The sequence below is a fragment of the Microcoleus sp. S28C3 genome (assembly GCF_036700785.1).
GTDB lineage: Bacteria > Cyanobacteriota > Cyanobacteriia > Cyanobacteriales > Microcoleaceae > Microcoleus > Microcoleus asticus.
This window is the reverse complement of sequence record NZ_JAUBPO010000273.1, coordinates 1-1,513: the sequence shown is the minus strand read 5'-3', so window position 1 is coordinate 1,513 and position 1,513 is coordinate 1. Positions and strand designations below refer to the sequence as shown.

Here is a 1,513-nt window from a genome sequence, read left to right as displayed (position 1 = left end):
AATACGTGAATACCACGTTTTCTATAGTTGTTTTTTTGTCAAGTACAATTTATACCAAATTAGATGAGCTTACCCTGAATAGATGGTCAATCCCGATCTGACTTTTCCCTTACTTATTCAGCAAGCCCTAAGTAGGTAGGCAAGATTAAACCGAATAATGTAACACTATGTAAACAGGTTTAAGTTAGCCCGTAGAGAGCATTTGGAGACTTTGCCCTCGTTTACATAGGGGCGTTTTTTGGCGCCGACTTACTTAGGGCTTGCTGAATAATCAATCGCCCGCAAAGAACAGGTGCGATCGATATCCTCTAGCTCTATTTAAGATAAGTTTCTCTGTGTTAATTTGCTTCAAATATAATTGAAATTTATCCTCAATCTCAAAACAGGTGTTGTTTAGCCCGCTCGACATAAAAATACACAAAAAAACCCGCCGTAACCAGGTAGAAAGGTTCATTACTAAAAAAGTAATTGCAATGGCTGTAGAGGAAGTATTACTAAGTTTTGCCATCACTCGATTCAAGCTAAATCTTCGTTTACCCTGTCCAAATTTTCCTTCAATCGCCTGACGAATTCTTTCGTCTTCTTTAGCTTGCTTCTTTTTTGATTTACTGACAACTGCTGGCGGTCTTCCTAAAGGAGGTCCACTAATTCTAATTCCTCTCTCTTGACACCACGCTCGATTTTCTCTTGTTCGATAAATGCGATCCTCTTCGAGGGCTGCGCTAACGGCATGAACTGATTCACCGATAGTATGCTGTGAATCTTAATAAGCTTCTACGTAAGGATTCAGGTGAAAAATGATAGAAGGGGAAAAATCTGCTAGAATATATACATGAAAAAGCCCGAAGCTAATACACAGCAAGAAAAAGCCGCGATAGAACAGTTGAGCCAAGCTGAACTTGTTGAATTGGTGCTCTTTCTGCCAAAAATCATCGAAGAACTGAAAGAGAAACTAGCGATTGCAACGGGTAAAAGTAGAACTAACAGTAAAACATCATCACAGCCGCCTGCGCTAGATCTAATCCAGAAATCCGAAAAAGCCAAAGTCTCAGCGGAACAAGAGCCGAAAAAGAAACCAGGTGGGCAACCAGGACATCAAGAGAAAACCCGCAAAGGATTTGGCAGGATAGACCGATATGAAATTAGCAACCCAGAAATATGTAATTGGTGTGGAAGTAGAGAATTAAGTGAAGTAATTAGTCTTCAAACACAACAAGTGGCTTGTTTAGTAGCCAAACCGATTGAAGTCGTAGAATATCAAACACAGTCATGTAAATGCCTCGAATGTGGTGGAGTAGTTCGTGGTTCATTACCAGAGGGAATAGTTGCGGGGCAAGACTTGAACATTAATCTCCAAGCACTACTAGTATGGCTGGGAAACTATGGGTACTTATCCTATCAAAAGCAACAGGAATTGATATGGGAACTAGGTGCAGTTGAGATTGGTACCGGAACACTTCAGAAAACAAATCAACGAGTAGCTGAGGCGGTAGAACCTACTATCAATGATTTA

2 pseudogenes are annotated in these 1,513 nt (G+C 40.4%); one reads left to right on the top strand and one right to left on the bottom strand.

Annotated elements, in window-relative coordinates:
• Positions 1-271: 271 nt before the first annotated feature.
• Positions 272-742: pseudogene (locus tag QUA13_RS32400) on the bottom strand (transposase); the annotation flags it as partial.
• A 90-nt stretch (positions 743-832) separates the two neighbouring features.
• On the opposite strand from QUA13_RS32400, the pseudogene QUA13_RS32395 reads away from it, so the two are divergent.
• Positions 833-1,513, top strand: a pseudogene (locus tag QUA13_RS32395) (DUF6444 domain-containing protein); the annotation flags it as partial.